General features: G+C 71.6%; 21 protein-coding genes and 2 pseudogenes. 14 read left to right on the top strand and 9 right to left on the bottom strand.

Annotation, left to right across the window (positions count from 1 at the left end; all coding sequences use genetic code 11):
- Positions 1–55: 55 nt before the first annotated feature.
- Entirely contained in the window at positions 56–3,025 is a 2,970-nt protein-coding gene (locus ACFVWY_RS14150; protein ID WP_389871169.1) for a BTAD domain-containing putative transcriptional regulator, read from the bottom strand.
- A gap of 264 nt (positions 3,026–3,289) precedes the next feature.
- Here ACFVWY_RS14150 and ACFVWY_RS14145 point away from each other — a divergent pair, with 264 nt between their 5' ends.
- Positions 3,290–4,525, top strand: coding sequence for an amidohydrolase family protein (locus tag ACFVWY_RS14145; protein WP_389871167.1), 1,236 nt, complete (start codon positions 3,290–3,292; stop codon positions 4,523–4,525).
- Between the two features lie 163 nt (positions 4,526–4,688).
- Here ACFVWY_RS14145 and ACFVWY_RS14140 read toward each other — a convergent pair whose 3' ends face one another.
- Complete coding sequence (locus ACFVWY_RS14140) at positions 4,689–5,516, bottom strand: MerR family transcriptional regulator (protein ID WP_389871166.1); 828 nt, start codon at positions 5,514–5,516, stop codon at positions 4,689–4,691.
- 279 nt (positions 5,517–5,795) lie between these two features.
- Entirely contained in the window at positions 5,796–5,999 is a 204-nt protein-coding gene (locus tag ACFVWY_RS14135) for a cold-shock protein (RefSeq protein WP_003967102.1), read from the bottom strand.
- Positions 6,000–6,395: 396 nt separating this feature from the next.
- Between ACFVWY_RS14135 and ACFVWY_RS14130 the strand changes: the two genes are divergently transcribed.
- The 4 genes from ACFVWY_RS14130 (at position 6,396) to ACFVWY_RS14115 (ending at position 11,496) form a co-directional block, all read left to right on the top strand.
- Complete coding sequence (locus ACFVWY_RS14130) at positions 6,396–7,283, top strand: menaquinone biosynthetic enzyme MqnA/MqnD family protein (protein WP_389871164.1); 888 nt, start codon at positions 6,396–6,398, stop codon at positions 7,281–7,283.
- A 468-nt stretch (positions 7,284–7,751) separates the two neighbouring features.
- Positions 7,752–9,563, top strand: a complete 1,812-nt coding sequence (locus ACFVWY_RS14125) for a serine/threonine-protein kinase (protein WP_389871163.1) — start codon at positions 7,752–7,754, stop codon at positions 9,561–9,563.
- Positions 9,564–9,635: 72 nt separating this feature from the next.
- Positions 9,636–10,835, top strand: a complete 1,200-nt coding sequence (mqnC, locus tag ACFVWY_RS14120) for a cyclic dehypoxanthinyl futalosine synthase (protein WP_389871161.1) — start codon at positions 9,636–9,638, stop codon at positions 10,833–10,835.
- Between the two features lie 10 nt (positions 10,836–10,845).
- Positions 10,846–11,496, top strand: a complete 651-nt coding sequence (locus ACFVWY_RS14115) for a hypothetical protein (protein WP_389871159.1) — start codon at positions 10,846–10,848, stop codon at positions 11,494–11,496.
- A gap of 202 nt (positions 11,497–11,698) precedes the next feature.
- Here the strand turns inward: ACFVWY_RS14115 and ACFVWY_RS14110 are convergent, their stop codons facing one another.
- Positions 11,699–12,454, bottom strand: a complete 756-nt coding sequence (locus ACFVWY_RS14110) for a DUF3152 domain-containing protein (RefSeq protein WP_389871157.1) — start codon at positions 12,452–12,454, stop codon at positions 11,699–11,701.
- Positions 12,455–12,607: 153 nt separating this feature from the next.
- On the opposite strand from ACFVWY_RS14110, the gene ACFVWY_RS14105 reads away from it, so the two are divergent.
- The 3 genes and pseudogenes from ACFVWY_RS14105 (at position 12,608) to ACFVWY_RS14095 (ending at position 14,984) form a co-directional block, all read left to right on the top strand.
- On the top strand, positions 12,608–13,300 hold the full coding sequence (locus tag ACFVWY_RS14105; protein WP_389871155.1) for a demethylmenaquinone methyltransferase: 693 nt from the start codon (positions 12,608–12,610) through the stop codon (positions 13,298–13,300).
- A 139-nt stretch (positions 13,301–13,439) separates the two neighbouring features.
- Positions 13,440–13,508 (top strand): annotated as a pseudogene (locus ACFVWY_RS14100) (zinc-ribbon domain-containing protein); the annotation flags it as partial.
- 138 nt (positions 13,509–13,646) lie between these two features.
- On the top strand, positions 13,647–14,984 hold the full coding sequence (locus ACFVWY_RS14095; RefSeq protein ID WP_389871440.1) for a zinc ribbon domain-containing protein: 1,338 nt from the start codon (positions 13,647–13,649) through the stop codon (positions 14,982–14,984).
- Positions 14,985–15,438: 454 nt separating this feature from the next.
- On the opposite strand, the gene ACFVWY_RS14090 is transcribed toward ACFVWY_RS14095, so the two are convergent.
- Entirely contained in the window at positions 15,439–15,990 is a 552-nt protein-coding gene (locus ACFVWY_RS14090) for a GNAT family N-acetyltransferase (protein ID WP_389871153.1), read from the bottom strand.
- Positions 15,991–16,087: 97 nt separating this feature from the next.
- On the opposite strand from ACFVWY_RS14090, the gene ACFVWY_RS14085 reads away from it, so the two are divergent.
- Positions 16,088–17,374 (top strand): geranylgeranyl reductase family protein, encoded by a 1,287-nt coding sequence (locus tag ACFVWY_RS14085; protein ID WP_389871150.1) that lies wholly within the window; start codon positions 16,088–16,090, stop codon positions 17,372–17,374.
- Between the two features lie 131 nt (positions 17,375–17,505).
- Positions 17,506–17,889 (top strand): annotated as a pseudogene (locus ACFVWY_RS14080) (serine hydrolase); the annotation flags it as partial.
- 57 nt (positions 17,890–17,946) lie between these two features.
- On the opposite strand, the gene ACFVWY_RS14075 reads toward ACFVWY_RS14080, so the two are convergent.
- The 4 genes from ACFVWY_RS14075 to ACFVWY_RS14060 all read right to left on the bottom strand — a co-directional run bounded on the left by ACFVWY_RS14075 (position 17,947) and on the right by ACFVWY_RS14060 (position 23,093).
- A complete protein-coding gene (locus ACFVWY_RS14075; RefSeq protein WP_389871148.1) occupies positions 17,947–19,101 on the bottom strand; it encodes an abortive phage infection protein in 1,155 nt (384 codons plus the stop codon).
- Positions 19,102–19,321: 220 nt separating this feature from the next.
- Complete coding sequence (locus tag ACFVWY_RS14070) at positions 19,322–20,539, bottom strand: MraY family glycosyltransferase (RefSeq protein ID WP_389871145.1); 1,218 nt, start codon at positions 20,537–20,539, stop codon at positions 19,322–19,324.
- An 86-nt stretch (positions 20,540–20,625) separates the two neighbouring features.
- A complete protein-coding gene (locus ACFVWY_RS14065; RefSeq protein ID WP_389871143.1) occupies positions 20,626–22,098 on the bottom strand; it encodes an acyltransferase in 1,473 nt (490 codons plus the stop codon).
- A 191-nt stretch (positions 22,099–22,289) separates the two neighbouring features.
- On the bottom strand, positions 22,290–23,093 hold the full coding sequence (locus tag ACFVWY_RS14060; protein WP_389871140.1) for a C40 family peptidase: 804 nt from the start codon (positions 23,091–23,093) through the stop codon (positions 22,290–22,292).
- Positions 23,094–23,917: 824 nt separating this feature from the next.
- Between ACFVWY_RS14060 and ACFVWY_RS14055 the strand changes: the two genes are divergently transcribed.
- The 4 genes from ACFVWY_RS14055 to ACFVWY_RS14040 are packed head-to-tail and all read left to right on the top strand — an operon-like array spanning position 23,918 to position 26,894.
- Complete coding sequence (locus ACFVWY_RS14055) at positions 23,918–24,277, top strand: NADH-quinone oxidoreductase subunit A (protein ID WP_003967084.1); 360 nt, start codon at positions 23,918–23,920, stop codon at positions 24,275–24,277.
- A gap of 18 nt (positions 24,278–24,295) precedes the next feature.
- Complete coding sequence (locus ACFVWY_RS14050; protein ID WP_352276005.1) at positions 24,296–24,850, top strand: NADH-quinone oxidoreductase subunit B family protein; 555 nt, start codon at positions 24,296–24,298, stop codon at positions 24,848–24,850.
- On the top strand, positions 24,847–25,572 hold the full coding sequence (locus ACFVWY_RS14045; RefSeq protein ID WP_389871135.1) for an NADH-quinone oxidoreductase subunit C: 726 nt from the start codon (positions 24,847–24,849) through the stop codon (positions 25,570–25,572). Before ACFVWY_RS14050 ends, ACFVWY_RS14045 begins: the two co-directional genes overlap by 4 nt.
- Positions 25,572–26,894, top strand: a complete 1,323-nt coding sequence (locus ACFVWY_RS14040) for an NADH-quinone oxidoreductase subunit D (protein WP_389871133.1) — start codon at positions 25,572–25,574, stop codon at positions 26,892–26,894. Before ACFVWY_RS14045 ends, ACFVWY_RS14040 begins: the two co-directional genes overlap by 1 nt.
- Positions 26,895–26,920: the final 26 nt, after the last annotated feature.

Genomic DNA, 26,920 nt, shown 5'->3' with positions numbered 1-26,920 from the left:
ACGCATCGACAGGTACGAGACTGCCCTGGAGCGATAAACGAATGATGAACGTCCGTCAGAGGCCCTTGGCGACGGGTGCGGAGGACAGCAGCCGACGCACGTCATCCGCCTCCGGGACCTTCAGCTGGTCGAAGACGGAGAGCGCGTCGCGCCAGCAGGCCCGCGCCCGGCCTTCCTGCCCTATGCCCTGGAGGGCCCTGCCCAGCGTCGTCAGCACATTGGCGCGGCGCCATTCTCCCCCCACGTGCAGCAGAACCGTCAGGGCTTGTTCGGCGAGCCCCGCGGATTGTGCGGCCCGCCCGGCGTCGAGGTGGACCTCGGCCAGCCGGAAGAGGGTCATCCCTTCCCACAGCTTCTGGCGGCTGTCCCGGAACACCGAGAGCGCTTCGGCCAGCCGGTCCTGGGCCTCGTCCTGCCGGCCCGCGCGGGCCAGGGCGAGCCCCAGGGCGTAACGGCCGTTGGCCAGGCGGAGCGTGAGCCCGATGCGGTTGTAGAGCGCGACTCCCTCACTGGCCAGCTGCACCGCGCTCGTGGTCTGCCCGACGGCCAGGAGCACCCGGGACAGATTGCACAGGGCGCTCGCCTCGCCCGGCTGGTTCGCGTCGGCGCGGAAGGCGGCGATGGTCTGCTGGAGCAGGCTCCTCGCCTCGTCGAGCCGGTTGCGGTATCCGGCGATGATCCCGAGCTCGTTCAGGGTGTTGCAGCGGGTCCACACATCATCGGTCGCCGGCTTCAGGCGCATGGCCCTGCGCAGTTCCTCCTCGGCCTGGTCGAAACGGCCCGCGGTGCTGTGCACCTGGGCGAGTGTCGTCCTCGCGCGGGCCTCGGAGCGCGGGTCGCCCGCGACCACCGCGGCGTCCCTCACCGCGGTGGCCACGGACTCGAACTGGCGGGAGTTGGCCCCCGATTCCGCGAGGTCCTTGCAGGCCAGGAGGAGATCCACGCTGCGGCGTATGGTCCTGGTAGTCACCGACTGCTGAGCACAGGCCAGCAGCGAGCTGGCCTCGGAGTAGAGCCAGTCCAGCGCGTGGTCGTGGCTGGCGAACGAGAGTCCTGCGCCCTCCGTACGTTCCAGATGGGCGACCGTCCGGTCCCCCGGCCGTTCCAGCGCGTACACGCCCGCCGCCGTCGCCAGGTAGAAGTCCAGCAGGCGGGACAGCGCCGACTCGCCTCCCTCCGGGTCCTGTTCGTCCCGTTCCGCGCAGGAACGCGCATAGAGGCGCACCAGGTCGTGGTAGCGGTACCGGCCCGGCGCGGCGGACTCCAGGAGGCTGGTGTCGACCAGGGCCTCCAGGAGGTCCTCCGCCGCGTGGGGCTCCAGGTTGAGCAGGGCCGCCGCCGCGGCCAGCGAGATGTCCGGGCCGTCCGCCAGGCCCAGGAGCCGGAAGGCGCGGGCCTGGGCGGGCTCCAGCTGGCCGTAGCCGAGCTCGAAGGTGGCCTTCACCGCGAGGTCGCCGGCCTGGAGCTCGTCCAGGCGGCGTCGCTCGTCCGCGAGCTTGGCGGCCAGCACGGAGACCGTCCAGGTGCGGCGGGAGGCCAGGCGGGAGGCGGCGATACGGATGGCCAGCGGGAGGAAGCCGCAGGCGGCGACCACGTCGAGGGCGGCCTCGCGCTCCGAGGTGATGCGCTCCTCGCCCACGATCCGGGTGAAGAGCTGGAGCGCCTCCTCCGGCGACATCACGTCCAGGTCGACCAGATGGGAACCGGCCAGGTCGACCATCCGGACCCGGCTGGTGATCAGGGCCGCGCAGCCCGCGGTGCCCGGCAGCAGCGGGCGGACCTGCGCCGCGTCGTGGGCGTTGTCGAGGAGCACCAGTACGCGGCGGCCGTCGAGCGTCGAGCGGTACAGCGCGGCGCGCTCGTCCAGGGACTCCGGGATCGCCGAGTCCGCGGTGCCCAGAGCGCGCAGGAACGCGCCGAGTACCGTCTCCGGCTCGGCCGCCCGCGCCCCGGCGCCCTGGAGGTCCACGTACAGCTGCCCGTCCGGGAAGTGCTGGCGGGCCTGGTGGGCGACGTGCACCGCGAGGGTCGTCTTGCCGACGCCCCCGATGCCGGCCAGCGCCGAGACGGCCATCACGGATCCCTCGGCGGTCGCCAGCTGGTCGCCCAGCTCGTGGACGAAGGAGGCGCGGCCGGTGAAGTCCGGCACGGTGGCCGGAAGCTGGGCGGGACGCACGGGCGCGGAGGCCGGGGCCGGTTCGTCGGCGGGGCGGGCCAGCTCCTCGTCGGCCCGCAGGATGCGCTGCTGGAGCTGGGCCAGCTCGGGGCGCGGGTCCACGCCCAGTTCCTCCGCGAGCAGGCGGCGGGTGTCGGCGTAGACGGCCAGCGCCTCGGCCTGGCGGCCACTGCGGTACAGGGCGATCATCAGGAGCTCGCGCAGCCGCTCCCGCAGCGGGTGCGCCGCGGTCAGCGCGGTCAGCTCGGAGACCGCCTCCGCGTGGCAGCCGACCTCCAGGTCCAGGTCCAGCCGGGTCTCGGTGAGCTGGAGCCGCCACTCCTCCAGCCGGGTGCGCTGGTTCTCCGCGTACGGGCCGGGCACGGAGGCCAGCGCCTCGCCCTCCCACAGCCCGAGCGCCTTGTTGAGCAGGGTCCGGGCCTGCCCGCGGTCGCCGCCCGCCCGCGCCTTCTCCGCCTCGGCCGCCAGATCCCGCACCACATGGACGTCGAGGGCGTCCCGGCCGGTCTGGATCGCGTACCCGCCGGCATCGCTGACCAGCGTCTTCGGGTCGAGGACCTTGCGGAGCCGGGAGGCGTACGTGCGTATCGTGGCGAGTGCCTGCGAGGGCGGCTCGTCGCCCCAGATGGCGTCGATGAGCTCGGCGGCGGTGGCTGTACGGCCACCGCGCAGCAGCAGCGCCGCCAGCAGCGCCCGCTGCTGCGGCGAACCGGAGGACAGGGCTTCGCCGTCTCGCCAGGCCCGTACCGGACCGAGCACGGAGAAGCGCAGATCGGTGCCGCGTGTCTGCCGCTGGTGCGGAACACGCTGCTCCGGAACGCGCGTGTGCGGTCCGTTGTCACGGTCCATTGCTGCCCCCTGTCCTGCCTCGCCCCGCCGGTGCCGCCCGTCGTGCTGACGCGGTCCGCCTGGATTTGCCCGCCCATGCGCCGGTCCGGGGCGGGTGGATCCGGATTGCTCGGTACCGCTGGTATCGCGCTCAACAGTCTGCCTTGTCTGGGGTGGGCGCGTCAGCAGTGGGTGGCTCTCTGCACAAGCCCTCGACAACGATTCCGGAACGAGGTCCGGTACAGATTACTGACGGTTCGTCAGATTGGCGCTACCGTGGGAAACATGGAGACCTTCCCGAAGATCATCTCGGTGGACGACCACACGGTGGAGCCCGCTCATGTCTGGCGGGACCGGCTCCCGTCCAAGTACCTCGACCGCGGCCCGCGGATCGTCCGTGCCCCGCTGAAGGAAATGACCTTCATGGGTGGAAAGTTCGCACCCGTGATGGGTGCGAAGGGCGACGACGGGCCGATCGGCGACTGGTGGGTGTACGAGGACCTGCACCGCCCGCTCACCCGGCTCGACACCTCGGTCGGCTACGACCGGGACGAGATCAAGCTGGAGGTCATCACCTACGAGCAGATGCGTCCCGGTTCGTTCTCGGTGCCCGAGCGGCTCGCCGACATGGACGTCAACCACGTCCAGTCCGCGCTCTGCTTTCCCACCTTCCCGCGCTTCTGCGGCCAGACCTTCACCGAAGCGAAGGATCGTGAGCTGGGGCTGCTCGGGGTGCGCGCCTACAACGACTGGATGGTCGAGGAGTGGTGCGGCCCCGAGGCGCACGGCCGGCTCATCCCGCTCACGCTGATTCCGCTCTGGGACGCGGAACTGGCCGCCGAGGAGGTCCGGCGCAACGCGGCCCGGGGCGTGCGCGCCGTGGCATTCTCCGAAATACCCCCGCATCTCGGGCTTCCGTCGATTCACACGGACGAGTGGGATCCGTTCCTGCGGGCCTGCGACGAGACGGGGACCGTGATCGCGATGCACATCGGCTCGTCCTCGAAGATGCCGTCCACCTCGGCCGACGCGCCGCCCGCCGTCGGCTCCACGATCACCTTCGCCAACTGCTGCTTCTCCATGGTCGACTGGCTGATGAGCGGCAAGTTCGAGCGGTTCCCGAACCTCCGGATCATGTACGCGGAGGGGCAGATCGGCTGGATTCCCTACATCCTGGAACGCGCCGACGTGGTCTGGGAGGAGAACCGGGCCTGGGGCGGCGTCGCCGACAAGGTGCACCGCCCGCCGTCGGAGCTGTTCGCCGAGCACGTCTACGGCTGCTTCTTCGACGATGCCTTCGGGCTGCGGAACCTGGACGCGATCGGGGTCGGGAACGTCCTGTACGAGACGGACTACCCGCACTCCGACTCCACCTGGCCCAAGTCGCGCGAGGTCGGCGAGGCGCAGATGGGGCACCTGGACGCCGGTACGGTCGACCGGATCGTCCGGCGGAACGCGATCGACCTGCTGGGGCTCACGGACGACGGGCTCTGGGCGGGGCCCGGCGGCAGCGGACGGTAGCGGCACGCGGGCGGGGGCGCGGGGCGGAACGTGACACCTCACCCGCGGAGGGCCACGTTCCGCCCCGTCGCCCCGTCGCCCCGTCGCCCCGTCGCCCCGTCGCCCCGTCGCCCCGCCGCCGGGGCTCGGGGCTCGTGGCGCCCGGGGCTCGGTGCGCCGTGGATCAGGCGCCGGTGACCGGCTCCTGGAGCTCCGTCACCCACTGGTCCTGGTCCTCGGGGCACTCCAGGTTGATCTCCCGGGCGTACCCCCGGGACCGGTAGCCGTTGGCGTCGATCCAGCGGGCCAGGGCCTGGGCGGTCGGCAGAACACCGTCCATCGAGCCCCGGTGGACGACGGTCGCCGCCTCGAACGCGGGCAGCTCGACCACCGTGATCCCGGTGCCGCCCAGCGGTCCCACGGGCGCGGACACCGTGACGCCCGCGTGGACGACGACCGCGCCGCCGCCCGCCGGGGCGTCCTCGTAGTACGCGATCCCCGGCCCGCTCGGACGGACGTCCGTGCCGTCGAGCAGGGTGAACAGCCGCTCGTACAGGGGTTTGATCACGGGCGTGATGTGCTCCGGCTCGTAGCTCGCCGCGGTGCCGGACAGCTCGGCGACCCGTACCGCCGGCACCTGCTTGACGACGACATCGTTCGTGGACATGCGTCCCTCGCTCTCGATCGACCGGAGCCTCGCCTCGACCTGCGCCAGCCTGACGCCCGCCGCCCGCATGGCCTCCTCCAGCTCGGCCCGGCGCAGCCGCAGCATCCCGCGCAGCTCCTCCGGTCCCACCTGCTCGTCGAGGATGGCCTGCACCTGCTGAAGCGTGAAGCCGAGATCCTTGAGGGCGATGACGCGGTTGAGGCGCGACAGCTGGGCGGCTCCGTAGAAGCGGTAGCCGGTGGCGGGATCGGTGCGGTCGGGGTGCAGCAGCCCGATGGCGTCGTAATGACGCAGCATCCGGGCCGACACCCGCCCGTACCTGGCGAAGTCTCCGATGGTGAACATGACGTCTCCGACTGCATCGCTTCACACGGTGTCAAGGTCAAGCGCCGCGCTCGTACCGCCCGGCGACGGGAGAATGGAACGCGGGGGAAAAGCGGCGGCCGGGAAGGCCGGGAAGACCGCACCGGAACACGGACCGGTTAACGCGCGGACAACGGAAGAAAGACCGGGAAGCGGGAACGGAACGGGTGCGCAAAAGGCAGGAGCCCCGTTCCCCGCCGAAGCGGAGGAGCGGGGCTCCTTGGGTACTACTAGCCGGCCGCGATCGGCCGACCCGGGCAACTAGGCCGGGGTGACGTTCTCAGCCTGCGGACCCTTGGGGCCCTGAGTGACGTCGAAGTTCACGACCTGGTTCTCCTCAAGGGAGCGGAACCCGGACGCGTTGATCGCGGAGTAGTGGACGAAGACATCCGGGCCGCCGCCGTCCTGGGCGATGAAGCCGAAGCCCTTTTCAGCGTTGAACCACTTGACGGTTCCGGTAGCCATAAGCCCTCCTTGGGCCAAAGGGTTGCCCTGCTCCAGAACCTGCATAGAAGTCTGAAAACTACAAAAGCCTGCGGGTTACATGCTCCGCAGGCTCTGTACTGCAAGGGAAACCAAACTGCAACTTGCGTCGAGCCTAGCACGCAGCGTGTATCGAACGGTAGAGGGAAAGATCACTTCACCCGGATGTTTGATTGGCTCCTCGGCGGGCCCCTGAAGGGGGTCTACGGGAGGGTGTCGCAAGGGTGACTTCGCAGCGTACGGAGGGCGGCCCCCCGTGCGCCCCGGGCGTCGTTCCGAGGTGCTTTCGGGGCGGCTTCCGGGTGCTTCGGGGTGGCTTCGGATGCGCCCCGCGCCCCCGGTGCCGTTGGTTTCGGGCCACAGGTCTAGCCTCGCGATGTGGACAATTCAACCGTCTCAACCGTCTCGGCCGTCGAAGGCGACGACCGCCGCAGCCGGCCGCGCGTCGGCCACATCCAGTTCCTGAACTGCCTTCCCCTCTACTGGGGGCTGGCGCGGACCGGAACCCTGCTCGACCTGGAGCTGTCGAAGGACACCCCGGAGAAGCTCAGCGAGCAGCTGATCAGGGGTGATCTGGACATCGGCCCCGTCACGCTGGTGGAGTTCCTGCGCAACGCCGACGACCTGGTCGCCTTCCCCGACATCGCGGTGGGCTGCGACGGGCCCGTCATGTCGTGCGTGATCGTGTCGCAGGTGCCGCTGGACCAGCTGGACCGGGCCCGGGTGGCGCTCGGCTCGACCTCGCGGACCTCCGTGCGGCTGGCCCAGCTGCTGCTGGCCGAGCGGTACGGGGTCAGTCCGGACTACTACGTCTGCCCGCCGGACCTCGGTCTGATGATGCAGGAGGCGGACGCCGCGGTGCTCATCGGCGACGCCGCGCTGCGCGCCCACCTGCACGACGCGCCCCGGCTCGGCCTCCAGGTCCATGACCTGGGCCAGATGTGGAAGGACTGGACCGGGCTGCCGTTCGTCTTCGCGGTCTGGGCGGCCCGCAAGGACTTCCTGGCGCGCAGGCCCGACCTGGTGGCCAAGGTGCACGAGGCGTTCCTGGCCTCGCGGGACCTCTCCCTGGAGGAGGTCACCAAGGTCGCGGAGCAGGCGGCGCGCTGGGAGGCCTTCGACTCGGAGGTGCTGGAGCGGTACTTCACCACCCTGGACTTCCGTTTCGGTCCGGAGCAGTTGGCGGGTGTGCGGGAGTTCGCCCGCCGGATCGGTCCGACGACCGGCTTCCCGGCGGACGTGAACGTGGAGCTGCTCGGCGGCTGAGGCGGGTCCGGGGCTCCCCGCCCGGACCGGGCGGGGAGCCCCGGCGGCGCGCGCCCGAAAGCGCGAAAGGCGGGGTGTAGGTGAACGCTGTACTTTTCCGGCCGCTTATCCCGTCCCGCCGCCCGGGTGTTCCGTCCGGTCTTCCTCCCGGAGTTCTTTCCGCCGTCCGCCCGTTCTTCCCCCGTTCCTCCAGTCGTCCCCCGCGCCTTCCGGTGTTCCTTCCTCCGGTCCGCCTGGATTCGGACGAATAAGCGATGAATAACCCATTCCCGGATGGGTCCGGACCAGGTCCGGACCCCGGAGCGGAATCGTTCGGGTGAACGACTCATTCGCGCCTTTTGTTGTGCCGAAAGTTGTTGTTCGTTCCCTTGGGGGCGAAATAGGCGGATGGTTTCCCCTGGGACCTGATGACCTTCGCCCCCTAGGCTTCGGTCGGAGGCCGGGCCGGTACACAGGGGGAGTCCACATATGCAGCCGCTGGAAGCCGGCGAACCGCTGACCATCGGTGCCTACCGATTGCTCGGCAGACTCGGCGCGGGCGGCATGGGACGGGTCTATCTGGGGCGCAGCGCGGGCGGACGCACCGTCGCGGTCAAGGTCGTGCACCCGCATTTCGCGCTCGACGAGCAATTCCGCGCCCGCTTCCGGCGCGAGGTGGAGGCGGCCCGGCGGATCGGAGCGCAGTGGACGGCCCCCGTACTGGACGCCGACCCGGACGCCCCCATTCCGTGGGTCGCCACCGGCTACGTGGCCGGGCCTCCGCTCTCCAGCGCGGTCGAGGAACACGGGCCGCTGCCCGTGAACGCGGTACGGACCCTGGGCGCCGGGCTCGGCGAGGCGCTGGCCGCCGTCCACGAGCAGGGCGTCATCCACCGCGACGTGAAGCCGTCCAACGTGCTGCTCGCCCTGGACGGCCCCCGGCTGATCGACTTCGGGATCGCCCGCGCGCTCGGCGCCACCGCCTCACTCACCTCGACCGGGGTCTCGGTCGGCTCGCCCGGCTACATGGCGCCGGAGCAGATCCGGGGCACCGACATCTCGGGCGCGGCCGACGTCTTCTCGCTCGGCGCGGTCCTCGCGTACGCGGCGACCGGCAGTGCCCCCTTCCTCGGCGACTCCTCGGCGGTGCTCCTCTACAAGGTGGTGCACGAGGAGCCGGAGCTGGGGGAGCTGGAGGGGGATCTGCTGGAGGTCGTCGCCGGGTGCCTGGAGAAGGAGCCCGGCGACCGGCCGACGCCCCGGGAGCTGGCCCGGCGGCTGGCACCCGGCGGGGCCGCCGCGCTGGTGACGGCCGGCTGGCTGCCCGGTCCGGTGGAGCGCGAGGTGAGCCGGGTCGCGGTGGCGCTGCTGGACCTGGAGCCGCAGGACGCGCCGGTGCAGTCGGGGCCGGTGCCGTTCAGCGGCGCGGCCTGGGGGCCGGGCAGCACGCGGGGCGACGGGAGCGGGCCGGACGGGACCGGTGGTGTGGGCGGCGGGTTCGGCTCACCGGCCAGGCCCTTCCCCACGCACGACCCGACCCGGCTGACCCACCCGGGTGTGCTGCCCTCGTGGCCCGCGGACCCGGGCCCGGACGGCGGGACGGCGAGCGGCTACGGGACGGCGGGGAGCTTCAGGGCGGCGGGCGGCCCCGGAGCGTCGGCGCGCGGCAGCGCGTCCGGGCCGCGCGGGCGTGAGGCCCACCACTCCCTCACCGTCGGCGCGGGCGTGGGCACGGGCCCGGGTACGGGCCAGCGGCGGAGGCTCAGCTGCACCGTCGCCCTCGCGGTGGCGGGCGCCCTCGCGGCGGTGACCGTGGGCGGCGCGTTCCTCCTCGACCTGTTCCCGGGCAGCGGCGGGTCCGACGCCGGGCACGGCGATGTGGCCGGCAGCCTGCCCGCCGCGTCCCGGAGTCCGGAGGAGACCGGCGAGCTGCCCAGGGAGTTCGTCGGCACCTGGAGCGGCCCGGTCACCGAGAAGACCACCGGCCAGCCCCACGGCACGCTCACCGCCGTCTTCACCGCGGGGAAGGCGGGCACGGACGTGGTCCGCATGACCACCGAGGTCAGCAGCCTCGGGATCACCGTCCGCTGCAACAGCGTCGCCAGCCTCACCTCCGCCACCGCCGGGGAACTGAAGCTCCACGAACGCTCCGACCCGGACCGGCCCAGTACTCCGGGCCTGTGCACCTCCACCACCACCGACGTGCACTTCACCCGGGCCGCCGACGGCACCCTGAGCTTCCGCTCCGAGGAGCGCGCTGCCGGACTTCCGTACGGCACGCTCAGCAGGTCCGACGACTGAGCCCGCAGAGGGCTGGCGTACGCTGAGCCGGTCCGTAGATCCGTTCAAAAACCGCCGAAAGGTGACTGCCCGGTGACCGAGAAGGCCGACCTCCAGCCCATCCTCGACCGAGCCGCCGAGGGCGGTCGGATCACTCCGGAGGAGGCGCTCGACCTCTACCGCTCGGCGCCGCTGCACGCACTGGGCGCGGCCGCCGACGCCGTACGCCGCCGTCGTTACGCCGGTACGGAGCACATCGCGACGTACATCATCGAGCGCAACATCAACTACACGAACGTGTGTGTCACGGCCTGCAAGTTCTGCGCCTTCTACGCCGCGCCGAAGGACACCGGCAAGGGCTGGACCCGCGATCTGGACGACATCCTGCGCCGCTGCGCGGAGACCGTCGAGCTGGGCGGCACGCAGATCATGTTCCAGGGCGGACACCACCCGGACTACGGCGTCGAGTACTACGAGAAGCACTTCTCCGCCATCAAGCAGGCGTTCCCCCAACTGGTCATCCACTCGCTGGGCGCCTCCGAGGTCGAGCACATGGCCCGGATCTCCAAGGTCTCCGTCGAGGAGGCCGTCCAGCGCATCCACGCCGCCGGTCTCGACTCCTTCGCCGGAGCCGGTGCCGAGCTGCTCCCGGCCCGGCCGCGCACCGCGATCGCCCCGCTGAAGGAGTCCGGCGAGCGCTGGCTGGAGATCATGGAGATCGCCCACCGCCTCGGTGTCGAGTCCACCTCCACCATGCTGATGGGCACCGGCGAGACCAACGCCGAGCGCATCGAGCACCTGCGGATGATCCGCGACGTGCAGGACCGCACCGGCGGCTTCCGCGCCTTCATCCCGTACACGTACCAGCCGGAGAACAACAAGCTGAAGGGCCGGACGCAGGCCACGCTCTTCGAGTACCTGCGGATGATCGCCATCGCCCGGATCTTCCTGGACAACGTCGCCCACATCCAGGGCTCCTGGCTGACCACCGGCAAGGAGGTCGGCCAGCTCTCGCTGCACTACGGCGCCGACGACCTCGGCTCGATCATGCTGGAGGAGAACGTCGTCTCCTCCGCCGGGGCCAAGCACCGCTCCAACCGTCTGGAGATCATCGACCTGATCCGCAAGGCGGACCGGGTTCCGGCCCAGCGCGCCACCACGTACGAGCACCTCGTCGTGCACGACGACCCGGCGAACGACCCGGTCGACGACCGGGTGGTCTCGCACATCTCCTCCACCGCGATCGAGGGCGGCACCGCCCACCCGGAGCTGAAGCTCCTCGACGCCAACTGAGGCGGCGGCCGTGCTGACGGTGCACGCCGCGGACGCGGTGTACGGCGGCCCGGACGGGGACGTTCCGGAAGGTGCGGAGGCCGTGACCGTGGACGGTGCCACGGTGGTTGCCATCGGTACGTTCCGGGAGCTGACCGCCGCCCGTCCGGGGGCCCGTGTCCGGCGCTGGCCGGGGCTGATCACCCCGGGGCTGCTCAACGCGGCGGCCCCGGCGCTGCTGGAGGCGGCCTACCACCCCGACCCGCGCGAGGCCGACGAGCTCGGCACCCGGCCGCTCACGGGCACCGCCCTCGCCGCGCTCGCGATGGACGAGGCCCGCTGGGGCGCCAGCGCCCGCCGCGGTCTGCAACGGATGCTGCGGCACGGCACGACCGCCGTGCGCGGCCCGTTCACGCGGCCCGCCGTGCGCACCGCGGTCGCCCGCTCGGGGCTGCGGCCGCTCCCGCCGGGGCCGTCCGGCGTACCGGCGCTGCTCGACCCGCTGGCCGCCCTCGCGGAGCCGGACGGCCTGGCCGGAGCCTTCGCCTCGGCCCTGACCGTGGGCGGGCCCGCCGACCTCGCGGTGTTCGGCGTGCCGGACCCGGCGGCGCTGCGCACCGAGGGCGCCGGGAGCTGCGTGGCGACGGTGCTCGGCGGACGCCTGGTCTTCCGCCGCGGCTGACGCGCACCCGCGTACGGGGCCGGGGGGGGGCACGCGTACCGCGCACTGCGCCACACCGTGCGACGCGCACCCGCGTACGGGGGCCGGAGACGGGTCCGCCATGGCCGCCGCGACCGGGACCTGAGCCGCCCGCGCGGGCGGCTCAGAGGGCGAGGTCCGCGGTGCGGTCGCCGACCGGTACGGACCCGCGCCCGCGCGCGGGTCACGGCACGGCCGGGCCGCTCAGGTAGCGGTCGGTGGTGCCGTACGGCCAGGCGTTGGCGACGCACCCCTTCAGCCCGTAGATCTGCTGCATCATCACGGGGGCGGGGCGCCCCGGGCCCGGACAGGTCTCGTGGCCGTGGCCCAGCCAGTGACCGACCTCGTGGTTGATGATCAGGGCCCGGTACTCGGCGAGCGGACCGCGGAACTCGGGGGATCCCTGCTGCCAGCGCTTCAGGTTGACCATGACGTCGGCGCCGACCCGGCAGTTGACCTCGCCGTGGGTGTCGAGGCCGCCCTTCCCGCAGAGAGCGTCGGTGGTCGCGGGGGTGGCGATGCGGACGACGAGCCCGGCCGGGCCCGAGGAGACCCGGCGGAAGCGGTGCTTGCCGTGGTGCGCCCAGCCGCGGGGCGCGGCCAGGACCCGGGCGATCTCGTCGGCGGCCAGGTCCGGGTCCACGCCCGAGCCGTCCTCCACCTCGACGCGGTACGCCCTGCTTCCGTCCCCGTTCCCGCCGGAGCCGGCCGGGCCGCCCCGGGCGACGGTGAACGTGCCCGTGGCCGCCGGGTTCCCGGACGAGGCGGATGCGCCGGGCGTGCCGGACGCGTCCGACCGGTCCTCGGCGCCGGTGTTCCACCGGGGCCCCAGCACGGCGGCGGCACAGAGCACCGCGACCGGCACGGCGGCGCCCAGCAGCCGTCTTCGACGGCCGCCCGGCTCCGGCCCCCGCCCCGTGCGTGCACCTCGTGCGGACATCTGGGCTCCCCCCTGGCTCCCGGCGGCGGCGACGCGCCGCTGCCTGTACTGACCATGGACGCGGGCGATCGGTTCAGTCCACCCGGGTACCTGTCCCGGGCGCGACCCACCACCGGAGCCGAGCCCCGGGAGGAGGGCTGCTTGAATGGGCGGGTGACCCGAGCATCCCTGGACAAGCAGCCGCACGAAGTCGCCGAGATGTTCGACGGCGTGGCGGCGAACTACGACCTCACCAACGACGTGCTGTCCCTCGGCCAGGCCAGGCTGTGGCGCAAGGAGGTCGCGAAGGCGGTGCACGCCCGCCCGGCGGAGAAGATCCTCGACCTGGCCGCGGGCACGGCGACGTCCTCGCTGCCCTTCGCCGCGACGGGCGCGTACGTCGTGCCGTGCGACTTCTCCTTCGGCATGCTCCAGGAGGGCAAGAAGCGCAACTCCTGGCTGCCGTTCACCGCGGGTGACGCGACCCGGCTGCCGTTCCGCGACGCGTCCTTCGACGCGGTGACCATCTCCTTCGGGCTGCGCAACGTCCAGGACACCGAGGCGGCGCTGCGCGAGCTGTACCGGGTGACCCGGCCGGGCGGACGCGTGGTGATCTGCGAGTTCTCGCAGCCGACCTGGGCGCCGTTCCGCACCGTCTACACCGAGTACCTGATGCGGGCGCTGCCGCCGGTCGCGCGCGCGGTGTCGTCCAACCCGGACGCGTACGTCTACCTCGCCGAGTCCATCCGCGCCTGGCCCGACCAGCCGGGGCTCGCCGCCGCGCTCCAGCGGGCCGGCTGGTCGAAGGTCGCCTGGCGCAACCTCACCGGCGGCGTGGTGGCCCTGCACCGGGGCGTACGCCCCTGAGGCAACGGTTCGGCGACTTTCGCGGCAGGGAGGGCCGGACGGTCGGGAAGATGCGTCCGTGGAAGCGCACAGGGCTTCCACGGCCGTCGTTCCGAGGACCTCGGTCCGTCCCGTCCCCCTTCCCGCCACCGGAGTCCGCATGCCGTCGTACTGCCCCTTCTGTGGAACACAGGCACCGGAAGAAGCACGTTTCTGCATGACGTGCGGCCGCGAACGCCCGGCCGGGGGAACAGCCCCGGGACCTGCCGGGGGAACAGCCCCGGGACCTGCCGGGGGAACAGCCCCGGGACCTGCCGGGGGAACAGCCCCGGGACCTGCCGCGGGGCCGCCTGTCGCTCCGCCGCCGATGCCTGCCGCCCCGCCACCACCCGGCCCGGCCTGGGCCCCCGCACCGCCTGCGCCGGTCGCACCGCCTGTTCCGGTCGGCCCCTCGCCGGTCGGCGCCTTCCTCGGCCGGACCTTCCGCGGCGACTGGGCGGGAGCGGTGAAGGCCGCCGCGTGGCCCAGCGGAGTGATCCTCGCCCTCGCGGTGGTCCTCTCCATCCCCTCGTACGGGCAGGGCGACGAGACCGTCGTCGGCTGGAGCGACCGGCTGCGGATCGCCCTCGCGCTGCTGCTCCAGGCCCTCGGCGGCGGCTTCGAACTGCGCCCCACGGACCCGGCCGACACCGGATACGGCTACGGCTACGGGGACGGGGGGTACGGCTACGACGGGGCCGCGCAGCAGGGCGGGGCCGCGCTCTCCATGGTCCCGCTGACCGTCACCGTGCTGTGGGTGGCGGCGCTGTACCTGGGCGCCCGCACGGTCCGCGCGCGGGGCGGCGGGGCGGAGGCGGCGGTGCGGATCGGCCTGCTGTCCTCGGCCGCCGTGCTGATCCTCGGGCTGTTCGCCCAGCCGGAGGTCGCGGGCGTGTCGGTCTCGTCCTCCCCGCTGCTCGCCGCGCTGGGCGCGCTGGTCGTCTCCCTGCTCGTCACCGGCGGGGTGCTGGGGAGCGCGGCCGGGGCCCGGTGGCTGGCGACGCGCCCCGCGGCGCTGATCGCGGTCCGGGCGGCGGGGACGGCGGTACGGGTGCTCGGCGCGGTGCTTCTGCTCTGCGGCGTGGTCGGCTACCTCGCGTACGCCGCCCTCGACGGCGTGGACGGCCAGGCGCTGCTGATCGCGCTGCCGCTGCTGCCGAACATCGGCCTGGCGGTGCTCGGGCTGAGCTGGGGCGCCCCGGTCGAGTACGACGTGCGCGGTGAGACGTTCTTCTTCGGCTCGGGTGTGGAGCGCGGTGCCTTCGGGCTGTCCGAGCTGGGCGAGGCCGTGAACGGCTGGGCGGTGACGGGCGCGGTGGTCCTCGGGATCGTCTGCGCGCTGGCCGTGGGAGCGGGGGCCGCGCGGCGTTCGGCGGGCCGGGGCGAACAGGCCCTGGCGGGTGCGCTGTTCCTCGTGCTGTTCCTGGTCCTGACCGGGATCGGCGGGGTGTCCACGGAACTGTCCGGCGGGGTCGAGGAGATGGGCGGCCGGGGCACGTTCGGACTCGCGACCGGCTTCGCGGACGCGCTGCTGTTCGGGCTGTTGTGGGTGGGCGGCGCGGTGCTCGTGGCGCCGCACCTGCCGCGCCTGCGGGGCCGGGGCGGGGCGACGCCCCCGGCACCGCCGGCTTCGCCTCCACGCCCCCCATGGTCCGGGACCGGCTGAGCGAGGAGGACCACCGGACCACCCGCCGCGGGCTCCACCGGCCGGGCCCGCGGCCGTCCCCGACGTCCCGAACACCGCGCAGGACGGCTCGTGCCGATGGAGCGCGCCGCCGACGCGGACCGGAAGAGCCGCCGACGGCCCCCCGACGGCCCCCGCCCGCCAGGGACGGCCGGGCGCGATCGGGGAGTGCACCGTCGCGGGCAGACGGGCAGACGGGCAGACGGGCAGACGGGCAGACGGGCAGACGGGCAGACGGGCAGGCAGGGCGGTGGGACGGCAGGGCGGTGGGACGGCCTCCGCGACGGAGCGCCGGAGCGCCGGAGCTCCGTCGCGGACGACGGCATCGCGTACGCCGTCCGCGCCTCCGCACGTGACAGGCCGGCCGGACACCCGGCGGGCCTGCGCCACCGTGCCGCCCGGCCGGGCCCTCAAAGGCCTCGGCCGGGCCCCGTGTTCACAGGGTCGGCGCCGACGCGGAGGCCGACGCCGTCAGCGCCAGCCGGAAGCAGACCACCTCCTGGCCCGGCACCGACGTCGTCAAGCGCTCCGCCCGCTCCATACCCAGCCGCCGGGCCACGGCGATCGACCGCTCGTTGCCCGCGTCGATCACCGCCACCACCCGCTCCACCCCGGCCGCGCGCAGCCGCTCCAGCGTGAGGCGCGCGGCGGCGGTGGCGTACCCCCGGCCCCAGGCGGCGCGGGCCAGCCGCCAGCCGATCTCGATCTCGCCGACCGGCCCGTAATCCGTCCGGGACCACGGCTGGGCACCGGTGAACCCGGCCACCGCGCCGTCCTCGCCGATCACCGTCCAGAGGCAGTAGCCGCGTTCGGCGTCGAGCCTGCGCTGCCGGGCGGTCCACTCCTCGTACAGCGAGAGTTCCTCCGATACACCGCCGAAGAACTCCATCACCTCGGGGTCATCGAAAGCGCGGTGCCAGGACAGCGCGTCCTCGTCGGTCGGGACACGCAGCTGTACGGAGGGAGCGCCGGGGAGCACGGTCGACATCGGGGAGCCCTTCGGGAAGTCGATCAGCCAACCCCCCTAGACTGCATGGGACAGGTGCCGCGCGGCACGCGAATTCGAGTCTTCGGGAGATCCGACCGTGACCGAGCAGCTCCTCTCCGAGCACAGCGCGGATGTGATCGTCGTCGGTGCGGGCCCGGCCGGTTCCACCACGGCGTACTACCTCGCCAAGGCGGGGCTGGACGTCCTTCTCCTGGAGAAGACGGCCTTCCCCCGGGAGAAGGTCTGCGGCGACGGCCTCACCCCGCGTGCCACCAAGCAGCTCGTCTCCATGGGCGTCGACATCTCCGAGGAAGCCGGCTGGCTGCGCAACCGGGGCCTGCGCATCATCGGTGGCGGCGTCCGTCTCGAACTGGACTGGCCCGACCTCGCCTCGTACCCGAACTACGGACTGGTCCGCAAGCGCGACGACTTCGACGAGCAGCTGGCCCGCCAGGCGCAGAAGGCGGGCGCCCGGCTGTACGAGCGCTGCAACGTCGGCGCCCCCGTGGTCGACGACCGCACCGGCCGCATCACCGGCGTCCACGCCAAGCTCGGCGAGGAGAAGACCCCGGTCACCTTCCACGCCCCGCTCGTCGTCGCCGCCGACGGCAACTCCACCCGGCTCTCCCTCGCCATGGGCCTGCACCGGCGCGAGGACCGCCCGATGGGCGTGGCCGTGCGTACGTACTTCACCTCGCCCCGCCACGACGACGACTACCTGGAGTCCTGGCTGGAGCTGTGGGACCGCCGCGGCCCCCAGGACCGGCTGCTGCCCGGTTACGGCTGGATCTTCCCGATGGGCGACGGCACGTCCAACGTCGGCCTCGGCATCCTCAACTCCTCCTCCGCCTTCAAGGAGCTGGACTGGCGCGAGGTCCTCAAGGCGTGGTGCGCCTCGATGCCCGAGGACTGGGGCTACACCCCGGAGAACATGACGCAGCCGATCCGCGGCGCAGCCCTCCCGATGGCCTTCAACCGCCAGCCGCACTACACCCGGGGCCTGCTGCTCGTCGGCGACGCGGGCGGCATGGTCAACCCGTTCAACGGCGAGGGCATCGCGTACGCCATGGAGTCGGGCCAGATCGCCGCCGACGTCATCGTCCAGGCCCACGCCCGCGCGACCCCCGCCCAGCGCGAACTGGCGCTGAACAACTACCCGAAGGTCCTCAAGGACACCTACGGCGGCTACTACACGATGGGCCGCGCCTTCGTGAAGCTGATCGGCAACCCGAAGGTCATGAAGATCGCCACCCAGCGCGGTCTGACGCACCCCCTGCTGATGAAGTTCACCCTCAAGATGCTCGCCAACCTCACCGATCCCACCGGCGGCGACGCGATGGACCGCATCATCAACGGCCTCTCCAAGGTGGCCCCGAACGCCTGAACGGGCGGTTCGTGCCCTCGCGGCCTTCGTGCCGGTCACCTGCCCCGCCTGCCGGGGCAGGTGACCGGCACGAAGACCGCGTTCACCGGCTCTGGCCCGTCGGCGGACCGGGATCCGGGCGCTGGCGGTGGCCGCACGTCGTGGCGCGGCTGAGCGCCCTCGACCCGGCCCGCTCCAGCCACAGCACCCCGCGGGACATGACCCGGTTGCTGCGTGCCATCTGGCGCGACGAGGCGTGCCTGCCCGGACACGGGGCCGCCATCCGGCGGATGACGGGTCTCCAGGTGTGGCCGCACCGGCTGGCCTCCGGCTTCCCGTTCGACGATGTGCACGTCGCGGGGAAGACCGGATCGCTGCCGACACTGCGCAACGAGGTGGGCGTCGTCGAGTACCCCGACGGCGGCCGGTACGCCATCGCCGTCTTCACCCGTACCGCCCGCACCGCGGCCACCCTCCCCGCGGCCGACGCCGTCATCGGCACGGCCGCCCGCACCGCCGTGGACGCGCTGCGCAGCCGGTGGCACGCCGCACACCGGCCGCCGCCTGCCACGCACCGCACCGGCCGCCGCCCGTCAGCGGCGGTGCCCCGCCCGCCCGTAGCACCGGGCCAGGGCGTGGAAGGCCTGCTTCGGCTCCCAGTGCCAGTCGGACGCCGGGTCGTCGAACCGGTCCTTGACCGGCTTCACCACGGCGTAGCTCGCCAGGTCCAGGTCGTAGCGCGGAACGGGTGAGTGCGGGGCGTCGGGGGTGACGAACTCGAAGGCCATCGCGGCGTACAGGCCCAGCTCCTCGAAGACGCCGAGGAGCTCGGTGAGGTACGCGGCCTGGGTGCGCTCACTGCGCACCAAGCCGCCCTTGACCTCCGCCGGCTGCTTGGAGTGATCGACCGTGTCCCAGCCCATCCCGCCCAGTTCGGGCGCCCCCGCGTACGTGCACGTGCCGAACTCCGTGATCGCCACCGGCTTGCCCCAGCGCAGGTACGAGCGCAGCTCGCGCAGGTAGTCCGCGCGGCCGGGGAAGTACGAGTAGTAGTCGATGCCCACGATGTCGAAGAGGTTCCAGTCGACCTCGTCGTCCTGGGCGGCCGCGTACGACAGCTTGCCGCCGAAGACCGACCGTCCGACCGCCGCGGCCCGTGCCGTGAACGCCGTCAGGCGGCGCATCATCTGTTCCGGGTCGACGTTCCCGTCCATCAGGTTGCGGATCCGCTCCTGTGCGTCGGCGCCGGGCACGATGCCCGGTACGAACAGCCAGAACTCGCACCCCACGCTCAGGTCGGCCCGCGCGCCCTGGCGCCGCAGCCGCTCCAGATGCCGTCCGGTCTCCGCGAGGTGGTCGAGGATCTCCGGGGCGGGGCGGTCGCCCAGGGTCGGCTGGAGCCAGACGTGCAGGCCGAGTTCGGCGGCCTCGGACGCGGTCGCGTTGAGGCGGTCGGCCCCGTCGCCCGTCACCTCGACCGATGTGGCGTGCAGTTCGTCCCTGATGGCCCGCAGATCCGCGCGCATGCGGGCGGTGCTCCAGGCGGTGCCGGGGGTCTCACCCGCGCCGACCGTGTAGCAGACCCCTCGGTGCGTCAGGCCCGTACGGGGCCTCTTCCGGCCGGCCGTGGCTGCCGAGGCGGGCGGACCGGCCAGGAACGACCCGGCCGCCGCCGCGGCCCCGGCCGCCCCCGCCCCGGCCAGGAACCCCGCCCGGCTGATTCCCCTGCTGCGCTCGTCGCGATGCACTCTGACTCCCCGGATGATCGGCGGTTCGTGTGGTGCCGCCAGTCTGCGGAGAGCGTGCGGGCGCGGGCGTCCGCCGAAAGTCTGCGGGGGCCCGCCGAAAGTCTGCGGGTGCGCGGCCGAAGGACGGACCGACGGGCCGGGCGTCCGGTACGGAGGCCCGGGAGTCATCCCGTGCGGTACGGCCGGGGGTTCGCGGTGCCGGACAGGCGGAGCGCCCCGGTCATCGGGTCGGCACCCGGTGCTCCTCCTCGGCCCCGGCGCGCTGTCCGCCGGAGGCGATCACGCGGCCCCTGGACCTGCGGGGCAGGAGCCGACGGGTGAGGCGGGCCTCGTAGCGGGGCTGGAGCAGCAGGAACAGGCCCAGGGCGCAGACGAACGCGATCCCGTACAGCATCCAGGACTTGGCGCCCCGGGCCGAGTAGGCCACGATCCCGAACGAGAACAGGGCCGACCAGAAGTACATGAGCAGCACGGCCCGGCGGTGGGAGTGGCCGAGCTGGAGCAGCCGGTGGTGGAGGTGGCCCTTGTCGGCGGCGAAGGGGGACATCCCGTTCCAGGTGCGCCGTACGACGGCCAGCACCAGGTCCGCGACGGGCAGCGCGATGACGGACAGCGGCAGCAGCAGCGGAATGTAGACCGGCACCATCGCGGCCGAGCCGGACGAGCCGTCCATCGACTGGTTGAGGAGGCTCGGGTCGACGTCCCCGGTGACGGAGACGGCGCATCCGGCGATGAGCAGACCGAGGAGCATGGAGCCCGAGTCACCCATGAAGATGCGCGCCGGGTGGGAGTTGTGGATCAGGAAGCCGAGGCACATGCCCGCGATGATCGCGGAGATCAGTGTGGTGGACGCGGCGGCCTCGATCCCGTAGCCGTACCAGAGCCGGTACGCGTACAGGAAGAACGCCGTGGCCGCGATGCCCATCGTGCCGGCGGCCAGTCCGTCGAGGCCGTCGACGAAGTTGACCGCGTTGATGGAGACGACGACGAGCCCGACGGTCAGCAGGGTGCTCTGCCAGTCGGAGAGGTAGATCCCGTCGGTGCCCGGCACCGGGAGCCAGGGGATGGTCAGCCCCTGGAAGACCATGACCCCGGCGGCGAGCACCTGCCCGCCGAGCTTGACCAGGGCGTCGACGCCCCATTTGTCGTCGAGCACGCCGAGCAGGCAGATCAGCGTCGCCCCGGACAGCAGGGCCCGGGGCGTGGAGCTCTGGGTGAAGATCTCTTCCAGCTGCGGCAGGTGCGAGGCGACCAGCAGACCGGCCAGCAGCCCGCCGAACATGGCCATTCCGCCCAGCCGGGGGGTGGGCTCGCGGTGGACGTCACGTGCCCGGACCTCGGGGACCACGCCGATCGCGATGGCGAACTTCCGTACCGGCGCGGTCAGGAGATGGGTCACTGCCGCGGTGACGAACAGCATCAGCAAGTAGTCCCGCACGGGCGGCCTCACATCCTGGCCCAACAGGCCGGTACCTCAACAGGCGCCCGGTTCGAGGCCCCTCATTGCACCCCGGCGAGCCTAGCTCATGCCGATTTCCGTGCGGCGGGGAGCGGCGCGGCCAGGACGGCGGCGGGGCGCGGGGCGGGGCGCGGGACCGGCAACCGTACGAGTGTTCCGTCCGCGGACGTCTTCACGGCGGGACTCTCCTGCACGGGACTCTCCTGCGCGGGCTTCTCCTGCGCGGGCTTCTCCTGCGCGGGACTCTCCTGCGCGGGCTCCTTCCGTACGGGCTTCTCCCGTGCGGCGAAGAGGGCCACCAGCACCAGCAGCACCCAGAGCACCGGGGTCGGGACGCTCCCGGGTGAGACGAACCCCTGGGCGGCCAGGCCGAGGAGACCGGCGGCGGAGAGCACCGCGGCGACGGCGACCCTGCCGGGGCTCGTGCGCGCCACCACACCGGAAACGGAGGGACGGCGCCGGAATTCGAACCGGCCGAATACCCGCGTGAAACACATCAGGAAGAACCCGGCGGTGCCGACCCATACCGGAGCCACCGCGAACCACATCGGGCTGCCGGGCGCCGGAGTCGCGAAACCGAATCCGACCACGGCGATTCCCGCCGTCATGACGAGGGCCGGCATGTGCCAGAGATACAGGGTCATGAAACGCGCCCCGCACCAGTGCAGAACGGCCGTGACGCGGGGGCGTCCGGCGCATCGCGTGATCAGCGGCCTGAGAGCCAGCCAGAGCCCGAGCTGTCCGGCGGCCAGCGAGAGCATCACCGCGGTCGGCGGGCTCATGTTGGAGACGGGGGCACCGGGCATTCCGATCATGGAGGCCGGATAGGGGCCGAAGAACACCGCGGCGGCGGTGAGCCCGAAACCGGCGGCGGCCAGGGCCGGGGCCGCCCAGCCGCGCCGCATGCGCAGACCGCCGTCGGCGTAGTGGAAGCCGAGCTGGTGGACGGCGAGCCAGACGAACAGGGCGTTCACGAAACCGACCGCGGGGCCCGCCTGGAACCGCAGCACATCGACGGCCACGGCACACGCGGCAAGGACCCCGAGCACCCGCCAGCCGTGGCGGCGGTACCACCGGAACATCAGCGGGGTGACCGCGACGACCAGCACGTAGACCGCGAGGAACCAGAGCAGTTGCCCCGCGATTTTGCCCGCCAGCATCACCGGCTGCCGGGGCACGCCCGCGCCGGTCAGCAGATGGGGCAGCAACAGCCAGACTCCGGCCAGCGGTACGACCGGCACCAGAAGACGCGCGATCCTGCTCCGGAGCCATTCGGGCACCGAGGTCACCGAGCGGAACGAGTAGAAATTCGCCGCGCCACCGGCGAAGAAGACCATCGGCATGACCTGGGTCAGCCAGGTGACGATCCACCAGCCGGGGCTGGCGAGTGCGTTGCCGGTGCTCAGTCGGCCGTTCTCATAGGCCAGGACCGGCATGAGCCAGTGCTGGGAAATCACGGCCAGCACGCACAGTGCTCTGATGATGTCTATGAACGGATCGCGGGCGCGACCGGGCGAATGAGCGGGCGTTGGCTGCATGAATTCATCGTGCTGTCAGCCATGGAGCCAGGCAGTAAAGCGGCCCCCCGAATAGTCCGGGGGGCCAGCACCGAGTCCGTGGTGGTGCTGTCCCCACCATCCGGCCGGACACGGCGAAGGGCCGCGGCTCCCGAGCGGGGGAGCGGCGGCCCTTCGCCTGCGACGCGGCGGTGTACCGGTGCGCGGGTGGATCAGAGAACGCGGACCGCGCCCGACGGCGGGTCGTAGGAGAGCGGACGCTGCACCACACCGGTGCCGGAGTTCTGCGCACCGACGAACTGGCCGCCGCCCACGTAGACACCGACGTGGTACGCGCTGCCCGCGCCGCCCCAGTACAGGATGTCGCCCGGCTGGAGGTTGTTCAGCGAGACCTGGGTGCCCACGGTGGACTGGGACTGCGAGACGCGCGGCAGGTCGACGTTGACGGTGCGGAACGCGGCCTGGACCAGGCTGGAGCAGTCCCACGAGTTGGGGCCGGTGCTGCCGAGCACGTACGCGTCGCCGACCTGGGCCTTGACGAAGGCGATGACGGACGCGGCGGAGCCGGTCGCGTTCGACGAGACGGAGGTGGAGCCCATGGACGCGCTGAGCGTTGTGCGCTCGGCGGTGCGGGAGGCGCGCTCGGCGGCCTCGGCCTTCGCCTTGGCGGCGGCCTCCGCCTTCTTCTTGGCCTCGGCCTTGCGGACCGCCTCGGCCTTGGCCTTCTTCGCGGCCTTCGCGGCGGTGGTCGCCGCGGCGTCCTCCTGGGCCTGCGTCTGCAGGTCCTGGGCCACCTGCTGGGTGGCCTCGGCCGACGCGGCGACAGCGGTGGAGAGCCCAGAGGTGAGGGTGGGCATCTCGATGGTCTGGGTCACCGGCTCGGCCTGAGCCGTTCCGGCGGTGCCCGCGACGGCGATGGTGCTGAGGACGCCACCGGCAACTCCGGCCCGCAGCGCCGTCTTCGGGGCGTTCCGGCGGGGCTTCCGGTGGCTGGGTATGTGAGCGGTGTGGGACATGAGTACTAGCGCTATCAGGGCTCCGGGCCTCCCATCAAGAAACGTGTGTTGCGACACAGTTACGTTCGGAATCTATGAATCCGCTTTCCGAGGGGCCTTATTGACGCCGTAACGGGCAAAACGGGCATGCTCGATCACCGCTGTGATCACGGACTTTCGGCAATACGCCCGAATTGCCCGCCACCTACCATCCGCTCGTACTGATGGCCAAGCCCGCTTTTGTCGCGGCTTCGGTGGTGTGATGCAGGTCACAGCGTGATCAGGGCAGGGGAGGCGGTTATGCGCCATGCGCCCAAGGTGGCTCCCGGTGCGGGGAGATGCTCTGTTCATCCGGAAGGACGTAAATGTTCGCGTACGTCCACTTCGCTCCTCGCGCCGCCACGGGCGGGTGAGATCCGGTGGCGCGGGTGACGGCTCCGGGGGCGGGGTGGTGAGGGGCCGGAGCGGACCGGGGGTGGCGGGTGGGTGCGGACAGGGTCTCTATCACCCCGTGTCGTCCATCGCCAATTTGCTTGGTATGGCCATCTCTTGATAGGGCGGCACCCGTTTGACCAGCGGTAACAGCCATGGATGTCACGTCTCGTGATCACTCGGCCGCTTCGCGTGTGAAGATCACCGCTCATCCGACTTCATGATCCTTCGTCAGGTGGTGGAGATCACAAAGACGTTGTCGCACCCCGTGTCGCAGATCACAGGATGGCAGGCATAGGATGCGGGGCAGTCGGGCTTGTGAACTGCCTCACATGAGCACGATCTTGGTGAGGCGGTGAGCCGGTCGCCCGATGCGGTCCAACGGTCAAGGACGACTGGAAGGAGCGAGGAGCGTGAATGCCTACGCGCCCATCCTCGTGCTCGGCGCCCTCGGGGCAGGGTTTGCGATCTTCTCCGTGGTCATGGCCACGCTTATCGGCCCCAAGCGGTACAACCGGGCAAAGCTCGAAGCGTACGAGTGCGGGATCGAACCGACCCCCACTCCGGCCGGAGGCGGCCGCTTTCCCATCAAGTACTACCTGACGGCGATGCTCTTCATCGTCTTCGACATCGAGATCGTCTTCCTCTATCCCTGGGCGGTCTCCTTCGACGCCTTGGGGATCTTCGGGCTCGTGGAGATGCTGCTCTTCGTGCTCACCGTCTTCGTCGCCTACGCCTATGTGTGGCGTCGCGGCGGCCTGGAATGGGACTGAGGGGCTGAGGGGCACACCATGGGACTCGAAGAGAAGCTGCCCAGCGGCTTCGTGCTGACCACTGTCGAACAGGCCGCCGGATGGGTGCGGAAGTCCTCCGTCTTCCCCGCCACCTTCGGCCTCGCCTGTTGCGCCATCGAGATGATGACGACCGGAGCCGGGCGGTACGACCTGGCCCGTTTCGGGATGGAGGTCTTCCGCGGATCGCCGCGGCAGGCGGATCTGATGATCGTGGCGGGACGGGTCAGCCAGAAGATGGCTCCCGTCCTGCGGCAGGTCTACGACCAGATGCCCAACCCCAAGTGGGTCATCTCGATGGGTGTTTGCGCGTCATCGGGCGGAATGTTCAACAATTACGCCATTGTGCAGGGTGTTGATCACATTGTTCCGGTTGACATCTATTTGCCGGGCTGTCCGCCCCGGCCCGAAATGCTGATGGACGCGATCCTCAAGCTCCACCAGAAGATCCAGGGCTCCAAGCTCGGGGTCAACGCACAGGAGGCCGCCCGCGAGGCGGAGGACGCCGCGCTCAAGGCCCTGCCCCTGATCGAGATGAAGGGGCTGCTGCGGTGAGCGAGAGCCGTAACCAGGACGAGCAGAACCAGAACGGCGTGCCCGCCCCCCGCGCGGACACCGGCGAGGTCATCGGCGTACGCAAGGGCATGTTCGGCGCCGCCAACGGCGGCGACACCTCCGGCTACGGCGGCCTCGTCCGCACCGTGACCCTGCCCGGCGCCGCCTCCCGCCCGTACGGCGGCTGGTTCGACGAGGTCGCCGACGAGCTCGAAGGCGCCCTGGAGGAGCAGGACCTCCTCCCCGGCAACGCCATCGAGAAGACCGTCGTCGACCGGGGCGAGCTCACCTTCCACATCGCCCGCGAACACCTGGTCCGGGTCGCCCGGACCCTGCGGGACGATCCGGCACTGCGCTTCGAGCTCTGCACGGGGGTGAGCGGCGTCCACTTCCCCGGCGACAAGGGCCGCGAACTGCACGCCGTCTACCACCTGCGCTCGCTCACGCACGGCCGGCTGATCCGGCTGGAGGTGTCGGTCCCGGACGAGGAACCGCATCTCCCGTCCCTCGTCGCGGTCTACCCGACCAATGACTGGCACGAGCGCGAGGCCTACGACTTCTTCGGGCTCGTCTTCGACGGGCATCCCGCCCTCACCCGGATCATGATGCCGGACGACTGGCAGGGCTTCCCGCAGCGCAAGGACTACCCGCTCGGCGGCATCGCCGTCGAGTACAAGGGCGCCCAGATCCCGGCTCCGGACCAGCGGAGGTCGTACTCCTGATGACCACTCCACACGCAACGCCCCGTGCCACGACCGAAGGCACCGTATACACGGTCACCGGCGGCGACTGGGACGAGGTCGTCGAATCCGCGGTCAAGTCCGACGACGAACGCATCATCGTCAACATGGGCCCCCAGCACCCCTCCACGCACGGAGTGCTGCGGCTGATCCTGGAGATCGACGGCGAGACCGTCACCGAGGCCCGCTGCGGCATCGGCTACCTCCACACCGGCATCGAGAAGAACCTCGAATACCGGAACTGGACCCAGGGCACCACCTTCGTCACGCGCATGGACTACCTGACGCCGTTCTTCAACGAGACGGCGTACTGCCTCGGCGTCGAGAAGCTCCTCGGCATCGAGGACCAGATCCCCGACCGGGCCACCGTCCTGCGCGTCCTGCTGATGGAGCTGAACCGGCTCTCCTCGCACCTGGTGTGCATCGCCACCGGCGGCATGGAGCTCGGCGCCACCACGATCATGATCTACGGCTTCCGCGATCGTGAACTGGTTCTCGATCTCTTCGAGCTGATCACCGGCCTGCGCATGAACCACGCGTTCGTCCGCCCCGGCGGACTCGCCCAGGACCTGCCGCCCGGCGCGATCGACCAGCTGCGCGAGTTCGTGAAGACCATGAAGAAGAACCTGCCGGAGTACGACAAGCTCGCCACCGGCAACCCCATCTTCAAGGCCCGCATGCAGGACGTCGGTTACCTCGACCTGACCGGCTGCATGGCCCTCGGCGCCACCGGTCCGATCCTGCGCTCGGCCGGACTCCCGCACGACCTGCGCAAGACCGACCCCTACTGCGGGTACGAGACCTACGACTTCGACGTCCCGACCGCCGACAGCTGCGACGCCTACGGCCGCTTCCTCATCCGGCTGGAGGAGATGCGCCAGTCGCTGCGGATCGTCGAGCAGTGCATCGACCGGCTCGCCCCCGGACCGGTGATGGTCGCCGACAAGAAGATCGCCTGGCCCGCGCAGCTCGCGCTCGGACCGGACGGACTGGGCAACTCGCTCGACCACATCAAGAAGATCATGGGCACCTCCATGGAGGCCCTGATCCACCACTTCAAGCTGGTGACCGAGGGCTTCCGGGTTCCGGCCGGACAGGCGTACACCGCCGTCGAGTCGCCCAAGGGCGAGCTCGGCGTGCACGTCGTCTCGGACGGCGGCACCCGCCCCTACCGGGTCCACTTCCGCGACCCGTCCTTCACCAACCTCCAGGCCATGGCGGCGATGTGCGAGGGCGGCCAGGTCGCCGACGTCATCGTCGCCGTCGCGTCCATCGACCCCGTGATGGGAGGCGTCGACCGGTGACCGAAGCACAGAGGGAAGTCAGTCTG

The sequence above is a fragment of the Streptomyces sp. NPDC058195 genome, from assembly GCF_042883525.1.
GTDB lineage: Bacteria > Actinomycetota > Actinomycetes > Streptomycetales > Streptomycetaceae > Streptomyces.
The sequence above is the reverse complement of the archived record's forward strand: the minus strand, read 5'-3'. Positions and strand labels throughout refer to the sequence as shown.